Annotated in this window: 15 protein-coding genes; 7 read left to right on the top strand and 8 right to left on the bottom strand. The window is 70.2% G+C overall.

The window, feature by feature from the left end; translation table 11 throughout:
* Positions 1 to 43 precede the first annotated feature (43 nt).
* Positions 44 to 1,054 (bottom strand): taurine ABC transporter substrate-binding protein, encoded by a 1,011-nt coding sequence (gene tauA / locus ABZT49_RS29425; RefSeq protein WP_355291455.1) that lies wholly within the window; start codon positions 1,052 to 1,054, stop codon positions 44 to 46.
* 365 nt (positions 1,055 to 1,419) lie between these two features.
* Positions 1,420 to 4,647 (bottom strand): PAS domain-containing protein, encoded by a 3,228-nt coding sequence (locus tag ABZT49_RS29430; protein ID WP_355291457.1) that lies wholly within the window; start codon positions 4,645 to 4,647, stop codon positions 1,420 to 1,422.
* 272 nt (positions 4,648 to 4,919) lie between these two features.
* Between ABZT49_RS29430 and msrB the strand changes: the two genes are divergently transcribed.
* On the top strand, positions 4,920 to 5,363 hold the full coding sequence (gene msrB / locus ABZT49_RS29435) for a peptide-methionine (R)-S-oxide reductase MsrB (RefSeq protein WP_355291459.1): 444 nt from the start codon (positions 4,920 to 4,922) through the stop codon (positions 5,361 to 5,363).
* 263 nt (positions 5,364 to 5,626) lie between these two features.
* Here msrB and ABZT49_RS29440 read toward each other — a convergent pair whose 3' ends face one another.
* The 5 genes from ABZT49_RS29440 to ABZT49_RS29460 form a co-directional block, all read right to left on the bottom strand.
* A complete protein-coding gene (locus ABZT49_RS29440; RefSeq protein WP_355291461.1) occupies positions 5,627 to 7,603 on the bottom strand; it encodes a transketolase in 1,977 nt (658 codons plus the stop codon).
* A 118-nt stretch (positions 7,604 to 7,721) separates the two neighbouring features.
* The gene (locus tag ABZT49_RS29445; RefSeq protein ID WP_355291463.1) at positions 7,722 to 8,870 is read right to left on the bottom strand and encodes an acyl-CoA dehydrogenase family protein; all 1,149 of its coding nucleotides are present in this window, start codon (positions 8,868 to 8,870) and stop codon (positions 7,722 to 7,724) included.
* A gap of 250 nt (positions 8,871 to 9,120) precedes the next feature.
* Positions 9,121 to 10,329 (bottom strand): pimeloyl-CoA dehydrogenase large subunit, encoded by a 1,209-nt coding sequence (gene pimC / locus ABZT49_RS29450; protein WP_355291465.1) that lies wholly within the window; start codon positions 10,327 to 10,329, stop codon positions 9,121 to 9,123.
* Between the two features lie 246 nt (positions 10,330 to 10,575).
* Positions 10,576 to 12,696, bottom strand: coding sequence for a 3-hydroxyacyl-CoA dehydrogenase NAD-binding domain-containing protein (locus ABZT49_RS29455; protein WP_355291467.1), 2,121 nt, complete (start codon positions 12,694 to 12,696; stop codon positions 10,576 to 10,578).
* An 80-nt stretch (positions 12,697 to 12,776) separates the two neighbouring features.
* A complete protein-coding gene (locus ABZT49_RS29460) occupies positions 12,777 to 13,979 on the bottom strand; it encodes an acetyl-CoA C-acyltransferase (protein ID WP_355291469.1) in 1,203 nt (400 codons plus the stop codon).
* 246 nt (positions 13,980 to 14,225) lie between these two features.
* Here ABZT49_RS29460 and ABZT49_RS29465 point away from each other — a divergent pair, with 246 nt between their 5' ends.
* Positions 14,226 to 14,999, top strand: a complete 774-nt coding sequence (locus ABZT49_RS29465) for an SDR family oxidoreductase (RefSeq protein ID WP_355291471.1) — start codon at positions 14,226 to 14,228, stop codon at positions 14,997 to 14,999.
* 247 nt (positions 15,000 to 15,246) lie between these two features.
* Positions 15,247 to 16,962 carry a class I adenylate-forming enzyme family protein gene (locus ABZT49_RS29470; protein ID WP_355291473.1) on the top strand — a complete coding sequence of 572 codons (1,716 nt, stop codon included), beginning with the start codon at positions 15,247 to 15,249 and terminating at the stop codon, positions 16,960 to 16,962.
* 428 nt (positions 16,963 to 17,390) lie between these two features.
* Here the strand turns inward: ABZT49_RS29470 and ABZT49_RS29475 are convergent, their stop codons facing one another.
* Entirely contained in the window at positions 17,391 to 17,711 is a 321-nt protein-coding gene (locus ABZT49_RS29475) for a PilZ domain-containing protein (protein ID WP_355291475.1), read from the bottom strand.
* A 175-nt stretch (positions 17,712 to 17,886) separates the two neighbouring features.
* Between ABZT49_RS29475 and ABZT49_RS29480 the strand changes: the two genes are divergently transcribed.
* The 4 genes from ABZT49_RS29480 (at position 17,887) to fliI (ending at position 21,905) form a co-directional block, all read left to right on the top strand.
* On the top strand, positions 17,887 to 18,441 hold the full coding sequence (locus ABZT49_RS29480) for a hypothetical protein (RefSeq protein WP_355291477.1): 555 nt from the start codon (positions 17,887 to 17,889) through the stop codon (positions 18,439 to 18,441).
* Between the two features lie 150 nt (positions 18,442 to 18,591).
* Positions 18,592 to 19,821 (top strand): DUF1217 domain-containing protein, encoded by a 1,230-nt coding sequence (locus tag ABZT49_RS29485; protein WP_355291479.1) that lies wholly within the window; start codon positions 18,592 to 18,594, stop codon positions 19,819 to 19,821.
* 7 nt (positions 19,822 to 19,828) lie between these two features.
* A complete protein-coding gene (gene flgF, locus ABZT49_RS29490) occupies positions 19,829 to 20,557 on the top strand; it encodes a flagellar basal-body rod protein FlgF (RefSeq protein ID WP_355291481.1) in 729 nt (242 codons plus the stop codon).
* A 4-nt stretch (positions 20,558 to 20,561) separates the two neighbouring features.
* Entirely contained in the window at positions 20,562 to 21,905 is a 1,344-nt protein-coding gene (fliI, locus tag ABZT49_RS29495; RefSeq protein WP_407943596.1) for a flagellar protein export ATPase FliI, read from the top strand.
* Positions 21,906 to 22,022: the final 117 nt, after the last annotated feature.

Consider the following 22,022-nt stretch of genomic DNA (forward strand, 5'->3'; position numbering starts at 1 on the left):
AGCGGATACCGGTTCGTCGGAGGTATGCGGCCAAACCAAGGATTCAGGGCTTGAGGGCGGCGTCGACGAGGTCGGTGGTGACGAAGGCGCCGTAATCCGATGCGAGATCGGGCACGCGGCCCTGAGCCTTCAGGAACTCCGCCGTCGATTTGAGCGCGCCCGCCGCACCGCCGCCGAGCCAGCGGGGCGAGGCCTGCTCGGCCAGCGTCGGGAAGCGGTAGGCGCCGAGCGCCGCCGGCACCTCGGCGGGAGCCGCACCGGTCCATTTGGCGATCGCCGCCACCTGCGGCGACGACGCGGTCCAGGCGGCGCCGGCCTTGGCGTAGTCGGCATCGGCGGCGGCGAGCAGCCGCACGAAGGTCGTCAGGAACGCGCGATGGGCCGAGAGTGCCGCGTTCGTCGCCACGATGCCGTCGAACGTCGCTTTGCCCTTGCGGGCGAAGTCGCCGGCCGAGGCGATGACCGTGCCGCTCTTCTTTGCCACATTCAGCACCGGCGCCCAGATGAAGGCGGCGTCGATGTCGCCCCGCTCCCAGGCCGCCGCGATCTCCGGCGGGCGCATGTTGAGGACCTTCACGTCCTTCGGTCCGAGGCCCGCCTCCTGGAGGGCGAACATCAGCTGGTAATGGGCGGTGGAGACGAACGGCACGCCGACCGTCTTCCCCTTCAGGTCCTTGACCGCCGTGATCCCGGTGCCGGTGCGGGCGACGAGCTGCTCGGCGTCGCCGATATCGTCGAGGATCCAGAACAGCTTGAGCGGCAGCCCCTGCGATGCGGCCGCGGCGATCGGCGAGGAGCCGGCCTCGCCGATATCGACGTTGCCCGACGCCATGGCGCGGATCACGTCGCCGCCGCCGCCGAACTTCACCCACTTCACCGTGTAGCCGGTCCGCTTCTCCAGCTCGCCGCTCTCCATCAGCACGCGGATCGGCGTCGTCATGTCCTGGTAGGCGAAGGTGACGCTCTTCCCGGCCGCCTGCGCGGGGACGGGGCCGGTCCCCGCCGCGAGCGCCGCGGCGACGAGCGCGGAGAGGAAGGTCTTCCTGGTGATCATGCGCGGTCCTCGTGCGAGCCCGGCTTCGCGAGCGCCTGCCGTCCGGCGAATCGAGAAGCAGATCTCGGGCCGGATTGCGTGAGGGCGGGGCGATCCGGCCGGACTTCGGGACGATCGGCGCGGCGGCAGCCACTTGCTGCGGGTCTCGGGTGCCGGTTTCCGGCTCGGGCGCTGCATGGTCAAGGCTTGGGACAGGCCGACCATGATCGCGTCAGGAATGCATTTCCTCGATCTCTGATGAGAAAAGCGGAAGCCTTCTACCCTTCACCGGAACTCTATCTTGAACGATCTCCGCAAAGCCTAGGCGCGAGAGAAAAATTTTTACTGCCGCTGGAACTCTGAACTGAGCAGGACGCCCCACACGATCAACCCGCCACCTCCCGCCGCCGCGCCCCGCGCCGCGTGACCTTGCGCAGGATGCGCGAGACCTGCTCGGCCGAGTAGGGCTTGTGCAGCAGCTCGAAGCCGTGGGCGCCCTCCTGCGCCAGGACGTGGCTGTAGCCGGAGGCGAGCACGACCGGCAGGCGCGGCAGGCGCCGGGCGAGGAGGCGGGCGAGCTCGATGCCGCCCATGCCCGGCATGACCACGTCGGAGAACACCACATCGAAGCCGGCGCCGTCGGGCCCGAGCTTCTCCAGGGCGTCCTCGGCATTCACCGCCCAGGTCGTGGCGTAGCCGAGATCCTCCAGGATCTGGGTCGCGAAGCGCCCCACGTCGAGGTTGTCCTCGACCACCAGCACCCGCTGGCCGATGCCGCCGGGATCGACCGCAGCCGTCTCGCCCGCCTCCTCCCCCGCTGCGAACTCGGCCTCGACCTCGGGCAGGTAGAGCGTGAAGACGGTGCCCCGTCCCGGCTCGCTCTCGACCGAGACGTCGCCGCCGGACTGCTTGGCGAAGCCGAAGACCTGGCTGAGGCCTAGGCCCGTGCCCCGCCCGACCTCCTTGGTGGTGAAGAACGGCTCGAACACCCGCGGCAGCAGCTCGGGCGCGATGCCGGAGCCGGTATCGCGCAGCGAGACCGCGGCGAAGGGCCCCTGCGCCCCGGCATGGCCCCGGATCGGCGGCAGGTCGACGCCGCAGGCGAGCGTCAGGGTCAGGGTGCCGGCGCCCTCCATCGCGTCGCGGGCGTTGACCGCCATGTTGACGAGCGCCGTCTCGAACTGGCTCGCATCCACCCGCACGAAACAGGGATGGTCCGGCACCTGCGTGACCACCGCGATCCGGGCACCCGTCACGGTGTCGACGAGATCCGCCACGAGGCGCAGGCGGGCGCCGACATCGAGGGTCTCGGGCTTCAGGGCCTGGCGCCGGGCGAAGGCGAGGAGCTGCGAGGTCAGCTTGGCGGCCCGGTCCACCGTCTCCGAGACCGCCGTGAGATAGCGGCTGCGCCGCGCCTCGGGCAGGTCCGGCCGGCGCAGGAAATCGACCGACGAGCGGATGATGGTGAGCAGGTTGTTGAAGTCGTGGGCGACGCCGCCGGTCAGCTGACCCACCGCCTCCAGCTTCTGCGACTGGCGCAGGGCCTCCTCGGCCTGGGCGAGGGCGGCGGCCTGGGCCTTCTCGGCGGTGACGTCGCGGCCGCTGGCGAAGACGAGGCCGCCCTCGACCGAGGTGTGCCAGGACAGCCAGCGTGGGGTGCCATCCCGGTGGATATAGCGGTTCTCGAAATTGGTGAGGTGGCGGGCGGCGACCGCCGATTCGAGGGCGGCGCTCGTCGCCGCGATATCCTCGGGATCGAGGAAGTCGAGGAAGCTGCGGCCGACCACCTCGGCGGGCTGGTGGCCGAGGATCGCGGCCCAGGCCGGGTTGACGGAGCGGAAGATGCCGTCGGCCCCGATCACCACCAGGAGATCGCGAGAATTGCGCCAGACCCGGTCGTGCTCGGCGGTGCGCTCCGCGACCCGCTGTTCCAGGGTCTCGTTGAACCGCACCAGCTCGGCCATCAACCGCTTCTGGTCGTCGATGTCGGTGCTGGTGCCGACCCAGCGGGCGACCGCGCCCTCGCCCGACAGGAGCGGCTGGGCCCGGGCGAGGAACCAGCGGTAGGTCCCGTCGGCGCGGCGCAGGCGGTACTCGCACTGATAGTCGCCGCCTCCCTCGACCGCTGCCCGCCAGTCCGCCGTGACGCGGGCCACGTCGTCGGGGTGGATGATCGCCTGCCAGCCCGCGCTGTCGAGGCCCCCAGGCGGGACGCCCGCATAGGCGTAGACCCGCTCGTTGAACCAGGTGGCGCGGCCTTGCGCGTCGGTGGCCCAGACGAAGTTCGGCAGCACCTGCGAGAGAACGCGGAACTGCTCCTCGCTGTCGCGAAGCGCCGCCTCGGCCTGCTTGCGGGCGGTGATGTCCATGGCCGTTCCGACCACGCGGATACACGTCCCGTCGGCGAACAGGCCGCGGCCCTTGGCGGCGACCCAGCGGACGAGCCCGTCCTCCTTGCCGACCGTGCGGTATTCCACGTCGTAGAGGCTACGCCGGGCGGGATCCGCCGCGGCGGCATAGGCCGCGAGGGTGGCCTCGCGGTCGTCCGGGTGGAGGCCGGCGGCGTAGTCGGCCATCGTAACCGACACGTCGGGCGAGATGCCGAACATCGCCTTCACCCGGGCCGGCCAGTACAGGGTGTCGGCGACGACGTCGACGTCCCACAGCCCGATCTCGGCGGCCTCGGTCGCCAGTCGCAGCCGGGCCTCGCTCTCGCGCAAGCGATCCTCGGCCCGCCGGCGCGCGGTGTCGTCGAGGTGGAGCCCGTCCCAGATCACATGGTCGTCGACGAGGCGCGGCGCCGCGATGATGCGGGTATGGACGAGGCGGCCGTCGGGACGGCGCATCGGCGCCTCGACGTCGAAATGGGTCAGGTCGCGGATCGCCTCGGCCTCGGCCTCGGCGATCCGCGCGCGGTGCTCGGGCAGGATCAGGTCGTAGGCCGCCGCGGGATCGGCCAGCACGGCGTCGGCCGGCACGCCAGTCATGCGCTCGAAGCCCTGCGAGACCGTGACGAAGCGCCGGCCGGTCCCGTCGCGGGGCGTGGCCATCTGGTAGACGTAGCCGCCGGGCAGGTGGTCGGTCAGCGCGCGCAGGCGCGCCTCGGCCTCGCGCAGGTCCGTCTCGGCGGCGACGCGCCCGGTCGTCTCGGTGCAGGCGCAGAACATGCCGATGACCCGGGCCGTCTCGTCCCGCAGCGGGGAGTAGGAGAAGGTGAACCAGGTCCGCTCGTCGTAGCCGTGCCGGTTCATCACCAGCGGCAGGTCTTCCGAGAAGGTCGGCTCCCCGGACAGGGCCCGGTCGATCAGCGGGGCGATGTCGGGCCAGATCTCCGACCAGATGTCGTGGAAGCGCCGGCCGAGCGCCGCCGGATGCTTATCGCCGAGGATCTCCGCATAGGCGTCGTTGTAGAGGAAGCCGAGCGCGGGCCCGAACGCCACGAACATCGGGAAGCGCGAGCCGAGCATCAGGCTCAAGGTCGCGCCGAGGCAAGGCGGCCAGCTCTCCGGCGGTCCCAGCGGCGAATCCGACCAGTCGTGGGCGCGCATCATCGCGCCCATCCGGCCGCCGCCGGCGAGGAAGGGCGGATGCCCGGGGGCGGGGCGCTCAGGCATGCCGTCGAGACAGGTTCGGTCGCAGGGTCATCGGGCCGGCCAGGATGAGGTTCGTCCGGGTGAGGCCCGTGCAGGTAAGGCTCGCGCGACCACCGTCGAGACCCTATCGCCGATGGCGGAGCGGGCGGAAGGGCGATTGGTCCGGAGCACACAGGTCACAGGTGAACTCCGTGCACCCTCGCTGGTCGACGACCGCAGGCCCCCCTTCGCCCGCGCCCCCGGCGGGCCCATATGGGGCTCTCCGCGACCAAGGACGATCGGAGACCGCCCGCATGCCGACCTACCAGAAGGACGAAGCCGCCATCGCCCGGCTCACCCCCGAGCAGTACCGCGTCACGCAGCAGAGCGGCACCGAGCGGCCCGGCACCGGCGAGTACCTCGACAACAAGGCCCCGGGGATCTACGTCGACATCGTGTCCGGCGAGCCGCTCTTCGCCTCCTCCGACAAGTACGAGTCGGGCTGCGGCTGGCCGAGCTTCACCAAGCCGATCGAGCCGGCCCACGTCGCGGAGCTGCGCGACACCTCGCACGGCATGGTCCGCACCGAGGTCCGCTCCAAGCACGGCGATAGCCATCTCGGCCACGTCTTCCCGGACGGTCCGCGGGACCGGGGCGGCCTGCGCTACTGCATCAACTCCGCCTCGCTGCGCTTCGTCCCCCGCGACCGGATGGCGGCCGAGGGGTATGGCGAGTATCTTGATCAGGTCGAGGGGTGAGGTAGGAACAGTCTGAGATTCGCCGCGAGGACGCCGCCGCGAGAAATTCTCATCTCCCCCCATCCACGACCTCATCCTGAGGTGCCGCGTAGCGGCCTCGAAGGAGGCCTCCAGATACCGCTGCGATCCCTGGAGGCCTCCTTCGAGGTCAGTCGATCGTCGATCGACTGACGCCTCAGGATGAGGTCGTGGGTTGGGATAAATGATGTCGATGAGTCGAACAGGCTCTGGCGCGCATAGTCTCGCACGGAGGGCGCCCGCCCCTACAACCGCGCCCTCACCTCCTCCACCACCCGCTCCGGCGTGAAGCCGAAATGCCGGGCGAGGTCGGCCTCCGCCCCCGAAGCCCCGTAGCCGGTCATGCCGACGAAGCCGCCCTCCTCGCCGAGATAGCGGTCCCAGCCGAGACGCACCGCCGCCTCGATCCCGACCCGGACCGTACCGGGCCCCAGCGTCTCGCGGCGATAGGCGGCGTCCTGGCGCTCGAACAGCTCCCAGGACGGCATCGAGATGACCGCCGTCGGGACGCCTTCCGCCTCCAGGCGGCGGCGGGCCTCGACGGCGAGGGCGACCTCGGAGCCGGTGGCGAGCAGCGTGGCGCGGCGGGGGCCCGAGGCCTCTTCCAGCACGTAGGCGCCGCGGGCGGACAGATTCTCGGTCCCTCCCTCGCGGCGCAGGGCCGGCAGGGCCTGGCGGGCGAAGATCAGCGAGGACGGGCCGGTGCGGGTCTGGAGCGCGATCTCCCAGCATTCCGCCGCCTCGACGGCGTCGGCCGGGCGCAGGACCAGCATGTTGGGGATGGCCCTCAGGGACGCCAGGTACTCGACCGGCTGGTGGGTCGGCCCGTTGCGGCCGATGCCGACGGAATCGTGGCTGAACACGAAGGGCACCGGCAGACCCATCATGGCGGCGAGCCGCAGGACCGGGCGCAGATAATCCGAGAAGACCAAGTAGGTGACGCCGACCGGCACGACGCCGCCATGGGCGGCCATGCCGTTCATCATCGCCCCCATGGCGTGCTCGCGGATGCCGTAATGGACGTAGCGCCCGCCCTGATCCTCGGCGGTGAAGGATTTGAGGCGGCGCTTGTGCTGGGTCGCGCCCTCGAGGTCCGGCGCGCCGGAGAGGAGTTCGGGGATCGCCTCCGCCAGCCGGTCGACCAGTTCGCCCGAGAGCGCGATGCCGGATTGCGCCTGCCCCGAGCGTGCGGCCTCGTCGCGGAACGCGCGCAAGGGGGCGTCCCAGCCCTCCGGCAACGTGCCGTCGCGCAGGCGGTCGAGGAGGCGGCGGCGTTCCGATGGCAGAGCGGCGACGCGGCGCGTCCAGGAGTCGAAGTCCGGCGCGCTGCGCTCGCCGGCCGCGCGCCAGGCCGCGCGGATTTCCTCCGGGATCTCGAAGGCGGGGTGGGGCCAGTTCAGGGCCTTGCGGGCGGCGGCGCTGAGGGAGGACGGGATCCGGGCGGAGTGGGCCGCCCGCGTGCCCTCGACGCCGGGCAGGCCGCGGCCGATCACGGTGGTGCAGCGGATCATCGAGGGGCGTGGATCGGCCTTGGCGAGCAGCAGGGCCGCAGAGACCGCCTCGATGTCGTGCCCGTCGACCTCCTGCACGTGCCAGTGGCTGAGGCGGAACCGCGCCGCCATGTCGTCGCTCAGCGCGAGGTCGATCGCGCCGTCGTCGGTCATCCGGTTGTCATCCCAGAGGAAGGTGAGCTTGCTTAAGGCCAGGTGGCCGGCGAGCGAGATCACCTCCTGGCCGACGCCCTCCTGCAGGCAGCCGTCGCCGACGAGAGCATAGGTGCGGTGGTCGACGAGGTCGGGCCCGAGCCAGCGGTTGAGATAGGCCTCGGCCAGCGCCATGCCGGCGGCGTTGGCGATGCCCTGGCCGAGGGGACCGGTGGTGGTCTCGATGCCGTGGGCGGGAGCGTATTCCGGGTGGCCCTCGCAGGGCGAGCCGAGCTCGCGGAAGCGCTTGACGTCGTCGAGCCCGATCCCCTCGTAGCCCGAGAGATGCAGCAAAGAATACAGCAGCATCGAGCCGTGGCCGTTCGACAGGACGAAGCGGTCGCGGTCGAACCAGAGCGGCTCGCGGGCCAGGAACTTGAGATGGCGGGTGAAGAGCGCCGTCACCGTGTCGGCGGCGCCGAGCGGCGTGCCCGGATGCCCCTCGCCCACCCGCTCGATCGCGTCGATGGACAGGAAGCGGATCGCGTCCGCGAGCGCGCGCGGCTCGGTGCCGGTCATCGGGGGTCCCTCCCGGGGGATGTTGGGTGCTCTTGAGGCAAGATCACCCAACCGCCCCCGGGAACGGAACTCAAACGAGGTTTTCTCGCGCGTAGATGAACGCGATTCACCTCACGCCTCAGGCGGCGATCAGCCCGCCCATCCGGGCGACCCGGCCGAGATGGTGGTCGGCGTCGCCGAAGAGCTGGTCGATCATCGTCACTCGCTTGAAGTAGTGGCCGACGCTGTACTCCATCGTCACGCCGACGCCGCCATGGAGCTGCACTGCGCCCTGGCCGACGATGCGGCCGGAGCGGCCGATCTGCACCTTGGCGCCGGCGATCGCCCGGGCGCGCTCGTCGGCGTCGTCCTCGCCGGCCATCATGGTGGCGAGGAAGGCCATCGAGCGGGCCTGCTCCAGCGCGATGAACATCTCGGCAGCCCGGTGCTGGAGCACCTGGAACGAGCCGATCGTCACCCCGAACTGCTTGCGGGTCTTCAGGTACTCGACCGTCAGCCGGTGCATCCGGTCCATGGCGCCGACCGCCTCGGCGCAGAGCGCCGCGATGGCCTCGTCGGTGACCCGCTCGATCACCGGAAGGGCGCCGGCGGGATCGCCGATCACCGCGTCGGCCCCGACGCGGACCGAGGACAGCGAGATCTCCGCCGCCCGCATCCCATCCTGGGTCGGGTAGCCGCGGCGCGACACGCCCTCGGCGTTGGCCTCGACCAGGAACAGGCCGATCCCGTCGCGATCGCGCCGCGAACCACTGGTCCGGGCCGAGACGATCAGCCGGTCGGCGCTGTCGCCGTGCAGGACGAGCGACTTCTCGCCTTCCAGCACCCAAGCATCGCCGTCGCGACGCGCGGTGACGCCGACGTCGTGGAGGTCGTAGCGGGCCTGGCGCTCGGTATGGGCCAGCGCGTAGCGGGTCTCGCCGGCGATGAGGCCGGGCAGCCACTCGGCGCGCTGTTCAGGGGTGGCGGCGTGGCGCAGCACGCCGCCGGCGAGCACGACGGTCGCGAGGTAGGGTTCCAGCGCCAGCGCGCCGCCGAACGCCTCCATGACGATCATCGTCTCGACCGGCCCACCGCCGATGCCGCCATCCTCCTCCGAGAACGGCACCGCGAGCAGGCCCTGCTCGGCGTAAGCCGCCCACATCACCTTCGCGAAGGCCTCGGGCTCCTTCCCGTAGCGCTTGCGGGATTCGAAATCGTAGCGGTCGGCGAGGAGCCGCTCGACGCTGTCCTTGAGGAGGCGCTGCTCCTCGCTCAGATCGAAATCCATCGGGTCTTTTCCGTTCTCGCCGGTCTCTGGAATACAGCTAGCTCAGTGAATCCCGCCCAATGACCTCATCCTGAGGTGCTGTTGCTTGCAGCAGCCTCGAAGGAGGGCTCCAGAAGTCACCGCGATTTCTGGAACCCTCCTTCGAGGTCAGTCGATCGTCGATCGACTGACACCTCAGGATGAGGTCGCGGGGTGGAGATGCCGAACGATCCGATCCGGTCTCCGGCAGTCCCCATCCCACAGCCGAGGCTCAGAGCCCCAGGATCGCCTTCGCGATGATGTTCTTCTGGATCTCGTTCGAGCCGCCGTAGATCGAGATCTTGCGCCAGTTGAAGTAGGTCGGCGCGGCCGGGCCCGCCCAATCGGGACCGACCGGCGGCTCGTTGCTCAGATGCTCGTCGCCCTCCTCCTCCGGTACGAAGGGCAGTGCGTAGGGGCCGACGACCTCGAGCAGCAGCTCCGTCGTCGCCTGCTGGATCTCCGAGCCCTTGATCTTGAGGATCGAGGAGGCTGGGTCCGGCTTGCCCTTCTCGCGGGTGCGCTCGGCGGCGACGACGCGCAACTGCGTCATCTCCAGCGCCTTCAGCTCGATCTCGAGCGCCGCCAGCTTCTCGCGGAAGCGCGGATTCTCTAGGATCGGCGTGTCGCCGACCCGCTCCAGCGCCGCCAGCTCCTTCAGGCGCCGGATGCGCTGCTTGGAGACGCCGACGCGGGCTATGTTGGTGCGCTCGTTGCCGAGCAGGAACTTGGCGTAGTCCCAGCCCTTGTTCTCCTGGCCGACCAGGTTCTCGACCGGCACCTTGACGTCGTCGAAGAAGACCTCGTTGACCTCGTGCCCGCCGTCGATGGTCTGGATCGGCCGCACGGTGATGCCCGGCGTCTTCATGTCGATGAGGAGGAAGCTGATGCCCTCCTGCTTCTTCACGGTCGCATCGGTGCGCACGAGGCAGAAGATCCAGTCGGCATGCTGGCCGAGCGTGGTCCAGGTCTTCTGGCCGTTGACGATGTAGTGGTCGCCCTCGCGCACCGCCTTGGTCTTGAGCGAGGCGAGGTCGGAGCCGGAGCCCGGCTCGGAGAAGCCCTGGCACCACCAATCGTCGATGTTGGCGATGCGGGGCAGGAAGTGCTTCTTCTGCGCCTCGTTGCCGAACTGGGCGATCACCGGCCCGACCATGTAGACGCCGAATTGCAGCGGCGACGGGGCCGGGAAGCTCTGGAGCTCGTCGAGGAAGATGTACTGGCGCACCGGATCCCAGCCGGTGCCGCCCCACTCGACGGGCCAGTTCGGCACCGCCCAGCCCTTCTTGTTGAGGATCTTCTGCCAGGTGACGATGTCATCCTTCGACGGGTGACGCCCGTCGATCAGCTTCTGGCGGATCTCCTGCGGCAGGTTCTCCTGGAAGAAGGTGCGGACTTCCTGGCGGAAGGCGCGCTCCTCGGGGGTGAAGCGAAGGTCCATGGGGTGCCTCCAGACGAGGTTGTTTGTTCTAATACTGCTGAACGCTATCCCCTCCCCCCTCTGCGGGGGAGGGTGGCCCCCGCGTTAGCGGGGGTCGGGAGAGGGGACGCCGTTTCCGGAGAGGGCGCGACCGTCATGACAGGCTCCACACCCTGCACCGTCGCGGTCCCCTCTCCCGGCCCCTCCGGGGGCCACCCTCCCCCGCGGAGGGGGGAGGGTTCATGCACACTCACGTCGCGTCCAGACTTACAGGTCCTTGAAGCCCTTGTCCTCGGCCGCCAGCCGCTCCAGCAACGCCGACGGCTTGAACGCCTCGCCGTACTCGGCTTCGTAGACCCGCAGGCGCTCCAGCACCTTCGGCAGCCCGATCGTGTCGGCCCAGAACATCGGCCCGCCGCGATAGACCGGCCAGCCGTAGCCGTTGATCCACACGATATCGATGTCGGAAGCCCGGATCGCCTTGCCCTCTTCGAGGATCTTCGCGCCCTCGTTGACCATCGGGTAGAGGGTGCGCTCCAGGATCTCCTGGTCGGTCGCATCCCGCCTCTTTACGCCCTGGCGCTCGGCGACACGCGCGATGATCTCCTCGGTCACCTTGGAGGGCGTCGCCTTGCGCTTGGCGTCGTAATCGTAGAAGCCGGCGCCGGTCTTCTGGCCGCGGCGGTCCTGCTCGCAGAGCAGGTCGCGCACGGTCTCGGACTTGTTGGTCTCCCGGCTCCAGCCGATGTCGAGGCCGGCGAGGTCGCTCATCGTGAACGGGCCCATCGGCAGGCCGAACTCGTAGATCACCCGGTCGACGTCCCAGGGGGTGACGCCCTCCAGGATCAGACGGTTGGCCTCGCGCTGGCGCTGGGCCAGCATCCGGTTGCCGACGAAGCCGTGGCAGACGCCGACCAGGACCGGGATCTTGCCGATCTTGCGGCCGATCTGCATCGCGGTGGCGATGACGTCCTTCGCGGTCTTCTCGCCGCGCACAACCTCCAGCAGCCGCATGACGTTGGCCGGCGAGAAGAAGTGCATGCCGATCACGTCGGCCGGCCGGCTCGTCATCGCCGCGATGGCGTCGACGTCGAGGTACGAGGTGTTCGAGGCCAGGATCGCACCGGGCTTGGCGATCTTGTCGAGCTTGGAGAAAATCTCCTTCTTGATGCCCATATCCTCGAACACGGCCTCGATGATGAGGTCGCACTCGGCAAGTTTTTCGAGTTCCAGCGTATCGGAGAGGAGGCCCATCCGGGTCTCGACGTCCTCAGGCTTCAGCCGGCCCTTCTTGGCGGTGTTCTCGTAGTTGGTGCGGATGGTCTTGAGGCCGCGGTCCAACGCCTCGCGCTTCGTCTCGACGATCGTCACCGGGATGCCGGCGTTCAAGAAATTCATCGAGATGCCGCCGCCCATCGTGCCGGCGCCGATGACGCCGACGCGGGCGATGGGGCGGGCGGGCATGTCGTCCGGCACGTCCGGGATCTTGGCCGCCTGGCGCTCGGCGAAGAACACGTAGCGCTGCGCCGCCGACTGATTCCCGGAGACGAGCTTCTGGAACTCGGCCCGCTCGAAGGCCAGCCCCTCGTCGAAGGGCAGCCGGCAGGCGGCCTCGATGCAGGCGATGCAGGCCTCGGGCGCCTCGAAGCCGCGGGTCTTGCGGGCATTCTCATCGCGAAAAGCCGAGAACAGGCCTGGGTTCTCGCGGCCTTCCGCGATCTTGTCGTCACGGTCGCGGATCTTGGTGAGGGGACGGCCTTCCGCCACCACCCGCTCCGCAAAGGCGACCGCGTGGGCGCGAAGCCCGTCCTCCGGTGCCAGCTCGTCGACCAGACCCATCCCGGCCGCCGCCTTGGCGCCGATCGGCGAGCCGCCGACGATCACCTCCAGCGCCTTGCGGGGTCCCACCACCCGCGGCAGCCGCTGGGTGCCGCCCGCACCCGGCAGGATGCCGAGCTTGACCTCCGGCAACCCGACCTTGGCGGACGGCACCGCCACCCGGTAGTGGCAGGCGAGCGCGGTCTCGAGCCCGCCGCCCAGCGCGTTGCCGTGGATCGCCGCGACGACGGGTTTCGAGGCGGCCTCGATCCGGTTGAGGAGGTCGGGCAGGCTGATGCCGCTCTGCGGCTTGCCGAACTCGGTGATGTCGGCCCCGGCCGAAAACATCCGGCCGCCGCCGATCAGCACGATCGCCTTGACGGCGGGATCGGCCTCCGCGGCCTCGACACCCGCCAGGATTCCCTGGCGCAGGGCGGTGCCGAGCGCGTTCACCGGGCCCGATTGCAGCGTCAGCACCGCGACCGCGCCCTCGCGGGCGGTCGCGACGACGTTGTCGTTGGTCGGGGTACCTTGGGTGGGCGTACCTTGGGCGTTGGAATCGTGCGCCATATCCTGAAAAATCCCTCTGCCGGCGTCCTCCGGGCGCCTCTTGCCGGGCGCCGTCGCGTGAGCCGGATGATGTGGCAGGTTCAGTAGATCTCGAACAGGCCCGCGGCGCCCATGCCGCCGCCGACGCACATCGTCACGACGCCGTACCTGGCGCCGCGGCGGCGGCCTTCCAGCAGGATGTGCCCGGTCATCCGCGCGCCCGACATGCCGTAGGGGTGGCCGATCGAGATCGCGCCGCCATTGACGTTCAGGCGCTCGTCCGGGATGCCGAGTTTGTCGCGGCAGTAGAGCACTTGGCTGGCGAAGGCCTCGTTCAGCTCCCACAGGTCGATGTCCTGGACCGTGAGCCCGTGCTGCTTCAGGAGCTTCGGAACCGCGAAGACCGGGCCGATGCCCATCTCGTCCGGGTTGCAGCCGGCGACTGCCATGCCGCGATAGGCGCCGAGCGGCTTGAGGCCCCGGCGCTCGGCCTCGCGCGCTTCCATCAGCACGACCGCTGCCGCCCCGTCCGAGAGCTGGCTGGCGTTGCCGGCGGTGATGAACTGCCCTTCCTTGATGCGCTGGCCGTCCTTGAACACGGGCTTCAGGCCCTGGAGATCATCCAGCTTGGTCTGGGGCCGGTTGCCTTCGTCCTGCGCGAGTGTGATCTCCTTGTGCGAGACCGCGCCGGTCGCCTTGTCGACGACGCTCATGCGGGCGGTCATCGGCACGATCTCGTCGGCGAAGCGGTTCTCGGCTTGCGCCTGCGCGGTCTTCTGCTGCGAGCGCAGGGCATAAGAATCCTGCGCCTCGCGGCTGATCCCGTAGCGCGCGGCGACGTTCTCGGCGGTCTCGATCATCGTCATGTAGATCGCCGGCACGTGCTCGACGAGCCACGGATCCTGGCCGCGGTAGCGGTTGGCCTTGTCGTTCTGGACGAGCGAGATCGACTCGAGCCCGCCGCCGACCGCGACGTCGAGCCCGTCGGTGATGATCTCCTTCGCGGCGGTCGCGATCGCCATCAGGCCCGAGGCGCATTGCCGGTCGAGGCTCATGCCCGCCACCGTCTCGGGCAGCCCGGCGCGGAGCGCCGCCTGGCGCGCGACGTTGCCGCCGGTCGAGCCCTGCTGCAGCGCCGCGCCCATCACCACGTCGCCGATCTCGGCCGGGTCGATGCCGGCGCGCTGGACGGCGTGCGCGATGGCGTGGGCGCCGAGCGCCTGTCCTTGCGTATCGTTGAACGCGCCCCGGTAGGCCTTGCCGATGGGGGTGCGCGCGGTGGCGACGATGACGGCTTCGCGCATCTCAGGAATCCTCCCACGATCCCGGCCGCCGCTCTTGCCGGCGGGGCGGGCTTTCGACCTATTATCGGGGATTGGGTATGGAGCCGCAAGGGCTCCGGAAACCGCGGTTCGAACAGGGGGTATCCCCTCGTTCCACCCTCCCCACGGCCGCGTTTTCGAAAACACGGCTTGCTTAATCGCCATACGGGGCTAAGGTCGCCCCAAAAGCAAGGCCTGTTTTGCCAAAGGCCCCGCGGGAGGACGCCCATGCAGACGCCGCTCTTCGACCTCGCCGGCCGCGTCGCCATCGTCACCGGCTCGTCCCGCGGCATCGGGCGGGCCATCGCCGAGCGCCTGGCCGAGCACGGGGCGAAGGTCGTCATCTCCTCGCGCAAGGCGGAGGCCTGCGCCCCCGTCGCCGAGGCGATCAACGCCCGCCACGGCGAGGAGCGGGCGGTCGTGATCCCGGCCAGCATCTCGTCGAAGCCCGACCTGGAGCGGCTGGCGAACGGCACGCTGGACCGGTTCGGCCGCATCGACACAGTCGTCTGCAACGCCGCCTCGAACCCGTATTACGGGCCGATGAGCGGCATCTCGGACGACCAGTTCCGCAAGATCCTCGACAACAACGTGATCGCCAGCCACTGGCTGATCGGCTTCTGTGCACCGGGCATGATCGAGCGCCGGGACGGGTCGATCATCCTGGTCTCGTCGGTCGGCGGCCTGAAGGGGTCGGGGGTGATCGGCGCCTACAACGTCTCAAAGGCGGCCGATTTCCAGCTCGCCCGCAACCTCGCGGTTGAGCTCGGGCCGCACAACGTGCGGGTCAATTGCATCGCGCCCGGTCTGATCCAAACCGACTTCGCCCGCGCCCTCTGGGAAGACCCGAAATCCCGCGCCGCCTACACGGCGCGCACGCCGCTCGCCCGCATCGGCCAGCCCGACGAGATCGCCGGCGCCGCGGTGTTCCTGGCGAGCCCCGCCGGCGCCTTCATGACCGGCCAGAGCATCGTGATCGACGGCGGGCAGACCATCACCTGACCCTCGCACCTGATCCTCGAAATTATGCCACGAGCGTCGCACGTGTTTCTTCCATCCCATCCGCGACCTCATCCTGAGGTGCGAACGGAGTGAGCCTCGAAGGAGGCTTCCAGAAGTCGCAGCGGCATCTGGAGGCCTCCTTCGAGGCTCCTTTCAGTCGCACCTCAGGATGAGGTCGCGGGTGGGATAGACTATCCTCCATCGAGAGAACTAGGCTCGCCGCGAGCCGCCAGTCACGAGTTTGCCGATGACCGAGCCGTCCTGGCCTGCCCTCTCCCTCGCCGAGGCGACCGCGCGGCTGACCGCGCCCGGCTCCCCCTTCGCGGTCGGCGAGGTCGCGATCCGCGGCGTGCCGACCCGGATCTGGGCCAACGCCCCGCTCACCCTGCGCGACATCTTCGTCGCCGGACGGGCGCACGGGGACAAAGCTTTCCTGGTCTACGAGGACGAGCGGGCGAGCTTCGAGGCGTTCGGCCGCGCCACCCTGGCGCTCGCCGCGGACCTGATCCGCGGCGGCGTGAAGCCCGGGGACCGGGTGGCGATCGCGATGCGCAACCTGCCGGAATGGCCGGTGGCGTTCTTCGCCGCGATCCTGGCCGGCGCGATCGCCACGCCCCTCAACGCCTGGTGGACCGGCCCGGAGCTCGATCACGGCTTCAGCGATTCCGGCGCCTCTGTCGCCATCGTCGACGAGGAGCGCTGGGCGCGCATCAGCGAGCGGCGTGCCGGCTATCCGGCGCTGACGCGCGTGCTGATCGCTCGTGCCCCGGCCGCCCCCGGCACCGAGAGCCTGACCGATATCATCGGCGCGGTACCGGACTGGGCCGGCCTGCCGGAGGGGGCGCTGCCGGACGTCTCGATCGGTCCGGAGGACATCGCCACCCTGTTCTACACCTCCGGCACCACCGGCCGCTCGAAGGGAGCGATCGGCACCCAGCGCGCCGGCGCCAGCGGGGTGATGGCCCACCCGTTCTCCGCCGCCCGCGCCTTCCTGCGCCGGGGCGAGCCGGTGCCGGTGCCGGACCCGAACGCCCCCCAGAAGTCGGCCCTGCTGTCGATCCCGCTGTTCCACGTCACCGGCTGCTTCGCCACGCTGGTGCCCAACCTCTACCGCGGCGGGCGGCTGGTGATGATGCGGCGCTGGGACCTCGCCCGCGCGATGGTGCTGATCGAGCGCGAGCGCTGCACCAGCGCCGGCGGTGTGCCGACGATCGCGTTCCAGCTCCTCGACGGGATGGCGGCCGGCACGCACGACCTCTCCTCGCTCGAAACCATCAGCTACGGCGGTGCCCCCGCCCCCGCCGACCTGGTGCGCCGCCTGCGTGCCGCCTTCCCGAAGGCGCAGCCGGCCACCGGCTGGGGCATGACCGAGACCACCGCCACCTTCACCCACCACCAGGGCGAGGATTACGTCCACCGCCCCGACAGCTGCGGCCCGGCGCTGCCGGTCTGCGAGGCGAAGGTGATGGACCCGGAGGAGCACCCCCTCCCCCCCGGCGCGGTCGGCGAGCTGTGGGTCAAGGGCCCGATCGTGGTCGCCGGCTACTGGAACCGGCCCGACGCCGATGCCGAGGTGCTTCGCGAGGGCTGGTTGCGCACCGGCGACCTCGCGCGAATCGACGAGGAGGGCTTCATCACCATCGTCGACCGGGCCAAGGACATGCTGATCCGCGGCGGCGAGAACATCTATTGCGGCGAGGTCGAGAGCGTCCTCTACGAGCACCCGGCGGTGGTCGACGCCGCTGTCGTCGGCATCCCGCATCCGACGCTCGGCGAGGAGCCCGGTGCCGTGGTGGCGATCGCCCGCGGCGCGGACGCCGACGAGGAGAGCCTGCGCGCCTTCGTGGCCGCGCGGCTCGCCGCGTTCAAGGTCCCGGTGCGCATCCTGCTCCACGACGAGATCCTGCCGCGCAACCCGAACGGCAAGATCCTGAAGGGCGAGCTGAAGAAGCTGTTCGAGTGATTTTTTGATCTCACTGACGGAGTTGAAACCCTCCGCGTCATCCCGGGGTCGCGCAGCGGAGACCGGAATCCAGATCCGCGAAAGGTCCAGAACAGGGCGGATCGCGTTCCGCCTTATCTTGTAAAAACTGCATCTCTGGATTCCGGGCTCTTGCCTTCGGCAAGCCCCGGAATGACACGGAGGGTGCGTTTAATTTCGAGCCCTGTCTGGAACGACGCGCGTCAAAAACCGGGAAGGTCGGATAGAGATCATCCCAAAGTGGATCGAATTCTTCGATCATTCGGATCTTCCGATCGTGCCACCTCTTCTTCAGCGTTTTTTCGATCGCAATCGCTTCCTGTGCTCGCTACTACTTTTCGTACTAGACGAAGCGTTCGGGAATAAGCTGACCGAATTCGGCTTCATGGAGGGGGCCGCACGCTCCGCCCTCACTCGACGTAGAACCCCCCACCCTCGAAGGTCACCCCGGCATAATCCCCCCGGCGCCAGCGCAGGCGCACCGTGAGGTTGCGCAGGTCGTGGGCAGCGATGACGAGGGGGAAGGTGTCGGGCAGGGCGATGCGGGCGGGGACGCGCAGGCGCGCGCCCTCGTTCGAGATGTCGGCGATCGCGCAGGCGACGGAGTGATCGGGGCCGAGCACGATCCGCCCCTGCTGGACCAGGCGGCGCCGCCGGCTCGCCCGGGGAATCGGTGCGGAATCCCGGCCGCCATCGTCCGCGACGCCGTCGGTCTCCCGCAGATCGGTCATGGATTCCCCTTGAACCGGGCCCCGGCGCCCGCGTGGGAACGCTTACGGCTTTCTCGACGCCGCGAAAACCCGGCGCGCCGTGTGTCAGCTCGTGGACATTGGCGATCGCGTTAACCAAGCGTCAAGCCTGTTCCTTCATCTCTCGTTAGCCATCAACCGTCGAACAGTCCCGGCCATGCCCGCAGCTCCGCCCACAGTGAAGCACCGCTCCCCTCCGCCCGAGAGCCCGGTCGCCGGCCTGATCGCCCGCCGCCGGGCCCGAGAGGCGGCGGCGGAGCGGGGCGTGTTCGGCGCCGCGATCCTGCTCGCGCTCACCGCCACGGGATTCGCCGGCTACACCCTGTCCCAGCCGGCCCGGCCCTACGACGTGCGGGAGGTGCTGCCGGCGCTGGCCGGGCCGTTCTCCTGGAAGCGCAATGTCGCGGAGGCCCGCGCGCCCGAGCCCGACCTCGATCCCCTGGTCACCGGCTCGCTGGCGGAGGCGCCGGCGGCGCCCGCTCCAGGGCCGGTCGCGGCCCTGCCGGAGCGGACGGGGCCGCCGCCCTCCTCGGGCTTCGCCCTGCGCCGCGCCGCCGCGGGCCAGGCCGTGGTGGAGGGGCGCGACGGCCTGCACGAGATCGCCGTCGGCTCCACCCTGCCCGGGGCCGGGCGGGTCCTGTCGATCCGCAGCACCAGCGCCGGCTGGATCATCATCACCACCGAGACGATCATCGGGCCGACCCCGCTGTGAGCGCGCAGCGGCAAGCCCCGAGCAAGCCACGAGCAAGCCGCTGCAAGCCCCGAGCAAGCGTGGCCTCCTAGAGCGGAGGCTCCTGCCCGGTGCCGTGCCGCTGCGGCAGGCAGCCCCTTCCCACCGTGCCGATGGGCCGGAGACGAATCCGTGACCAGCACCCTGACGAGCTACATGCTCCTGTCGCGGAACCTCGCGACCTCGCTGCAGCGCAAGGGCAACGAGCCGATCGTCGCCCGCGAGACCGCCTACTACCAGGCCAATATCGGCAAGGTGCAGTCGATCGACGACTTCATGGCCGACAAGCGGCTCTACAACTACGCAATGAAAGCCTTCGGCCTCGAGGACATGACCTATGCCAAGGCGTTCATGCGCAAGGTCCTGACCGAGGGCGCGAGCGACCCGACGGCCTTCGCCAATCGCTTGGCCGACGACCGCTACGTCGCCTTCGCGAAGGCCTTCGACTTCGCGGCCGGCGCCACCGCGCAGGGCACCGATCCGACGATGGTCACGGAGGATTACGTGCTCCCGGGGGCCAGCGCGAAGCTCACCCTCCCGGGCGCGCTCGCCGCGTCCTACAACTTCTCCGGCACCAACGAGGCGAGCTTCACCCTCTCCTCGCAGCTCGACGCGACCACGACGAAGAGCACCGCCATCGTCCTCAACAAGGCGACCTTCGCCGGCAAGGTCGCGGATCTCGCCAAGGTCACCCCGGCCGAGATCGCCGACGCGATCAACGCCCAGATCGCCGCCTCCGGCGCTGGCGGGCTGGCGGGCAAGGTGCAGGTCGGCCTCACGGCGAATGGCAGCCTGGGCTTCGAGACCACCGACTACGCCGATCTCGGCTACGACGGCGAGCAAGGCGGCACCGGCGGGAACGCCGACACGATCTACTTCGCCGGCGGCACGAACCGCACCGTCACGGTGAGCAACGCCGCCTTGTCGGCTCCCGGCCAGACCGCGGTCGACATCGGCAACGGCACGGATCCCTCGCCCAGCGCCAACGTCAAGGGCGTGGTCGACGCCTATCTGCAGCAGAGCCTCGAGGGCGATGCCGGTGCCGAGGATACCGGGGTGCGCCTTGCCCTCTACTTCGCCCGCAAGGCGCCTTCGCTGAAGAGCGGCTACGACATCCTGGGCGACCCCGCCCTGACCCAGGTCATCAACACGGTGATCGGCCTGCCGGCGACGAGCAGCGCCACCACCAGCGAGGCCCTGGCGGTGCGCGCCAGCCTCATCGCCTCCAAGGTCGACTTCGCAAGCTTCAACGACCCGGCCAAGGTCGAGGCCTTCGCCCGGCGCTTCGCGGCGATCTGGGACGCGCAGAACAACACCGCCACGGATCCGATCCTGGCCCTGTTCAGCAACGGCCAGGCGTGAGGCGGCGATGCAGAACAGCCTCTACGTCAACCTCTCGGCCCAGGTCGCCCTCGACAAGCGCCTGACCACCATCGCCAACAACGTCGCCAACATGGCGACGGCGGGCTTCCGCGCCGAGGAGACGAAGTTCTCCGCCCTGCTCGCCCAGGCGACCAAGGGCGCGGTGGCCTTCGTGGGCTCGGGCGACACCTACCTGTCGCGGGCCTCCGGGCCGATCACCAAGACCGATTCCCCCCTCGATGTCGCGATCCAGGGCGATGCCTGGCTCGGCATCGGCGGAGCGTCCGGTCCGGTCTATACCCGCGACGGGCGCCTCACGATGGACGCCACCGGGCAGCTGCGCACCCTCACCGGGCAGCCGGTGCTCGATCCCGGCGGTTCGCCCCTCCTCCTCGACCCGCAACAGGGTCCGCCGACCATCGGGCGCGACGGCAGCATCTACCAGGGCACCAACCAGGTCGGGTCGCTCGGCGTCTTCATCCTCGACAAGAAGGGCACGCTCACTCGCGCGCCTGGCAACGCCGTGACCTCCAGCCTGCCGGTGCGGCCGGTGCAGGACTTCACCGGCATCGGGGTCGTCCAGGGCTACGTCGAGGGCTCGAACGTCAACCCGATCATGGAGATGACGAAGCTCATCACCATCCAGCGCGCCTTCGAGAGCGCCGCCACCGCGACCGCGGAGGCCGAGTCCTCGCTCCAGAGCGCCGTGAAGTCGCTCTCGCCGCAGGGGAGCTGAGATCATGGTCGCGCATCCCGTGGCGCCGGACCCGATCGCGCGCCTCGCCGAGGCGATGGCGGCGGCCCGGCAGGACGGAGCCCTGGTGCGGATCGGCGGACCGATCCGCGAGGTGACGGCGAGCGCCTGCCGCATCGGCGGCGTCGCCCCCTTCGTGCGCCTCGGCGACCGGATGAGCTTCTCCGCCAACGGGCGCGCGCAGGTCGGCGAGATCGTCCGGGTCGATGCCGAGGGCGCGACGCTCAAGGGCTACGAGAGCCGGATCGAGGCCGGGATCGGCACGATCGCCCATCGTCTCGGGCCGGCGGAGCTGCGGCCCGATCCGAGCTGGAAGGGCCGGGTCATCGACGCCCTCGGGCGCCCGGTGGACGGCGCGGGACCGCTCAGCGCCGGCGCGCTCGCCGTCCCCCTCGACGCCGACCCGCCGGCGGCGCTCGGCCGGGCCCGGGTGCGGGCCCCCCTGCGCACCGGGGTCCGGGCGCTCGACCTGTTCACCCCGCTCTGCGCCGGCCAGCGCATCGGCATTTTCGCGGGCTCCGGCGTCGGCAAGTCGACCCTGCTCGCCATGCTGGCGGGGGCCGACGGCTTCGACAGCGTCGTGGTCGCCCTGGTCGGCGAGCGCGGGCGCGAGGTGCGCGAGTTCCTCGAAGGCGCCCTGGCGCCGAGCCGCGACCGCGCCGTGGTGGTGGTCTCGACCGGCGACGAGAGCCCGATGATGCGCCGCCAGGCGCCGAAGGTGGCGCTGGCCGTCGCCGAGGCATTTCGCGATCGCGGCGAATCGGTGCTCCTGATCGTCGATTCGGTGACCCGCTACGCCCATGCCGCCCGCGACGTGGCGCTGGCGGCCGGCGAGCCGGCGGTAGCCCGCGGCTACCCGCCGAGCGTCTTCTCCGACTTGCCGCGCCTGCTGGAGCGGGCCGGCCCGGGCCTGGAAGGCCGCGGCACCATCACGGGCGTGTTCTCGGTGCTGGTCGACGGCGACGACCACAACGATCCCGTCGCCGACAGCATCCGGGGCACGCTGGACGGCCACGTCGTCCTCGACCGGGCCATCGCTGAGCAGGGGCGCTATCCCGCGGTCGATCTCCTCGGCTCGATCTCGCGCCTCGCCACCGAGGTCTGGACGCCCGAGCAGCGCGACCTGATCCGCAAGCTCAGGGCGATGATGGCGCGCTTCGAGGAAACCCGGGACCTGCGCCTGATGGGCGGCTACCGGGCCGGGACCGATGCCGAGCTCGACCAGGCCATCGGCCTGGTGCCGCGGATCTACGAGGCGCTCCGCCAGGATCCGGGCCAGCCGCCGAGCCGCGACGCGTTCCTGGAACTCGCCCAGAGCCTGCGGGGCTAGACGCGCGATGCCCTCGAGCCTGCCCCCGCCCGTGCCGTTCAAGCCCCGCGCAAGCCTGTGCGGGTCTATTCCGCTCCACGTTCCGGCTTCGCGAATCGCATCCTCGCGAGCCCCGTC

It is taken from the genome of Methylobacterium sp. EM32, assembly GCF_040593685.1.
In the GTDB taxonomy this organism is placed as follows: Bacteria; Pseudomonadota; Alphaproteobacteria; order Rhizobiales; family Beijerinckiaceae; genus Methylobacterium.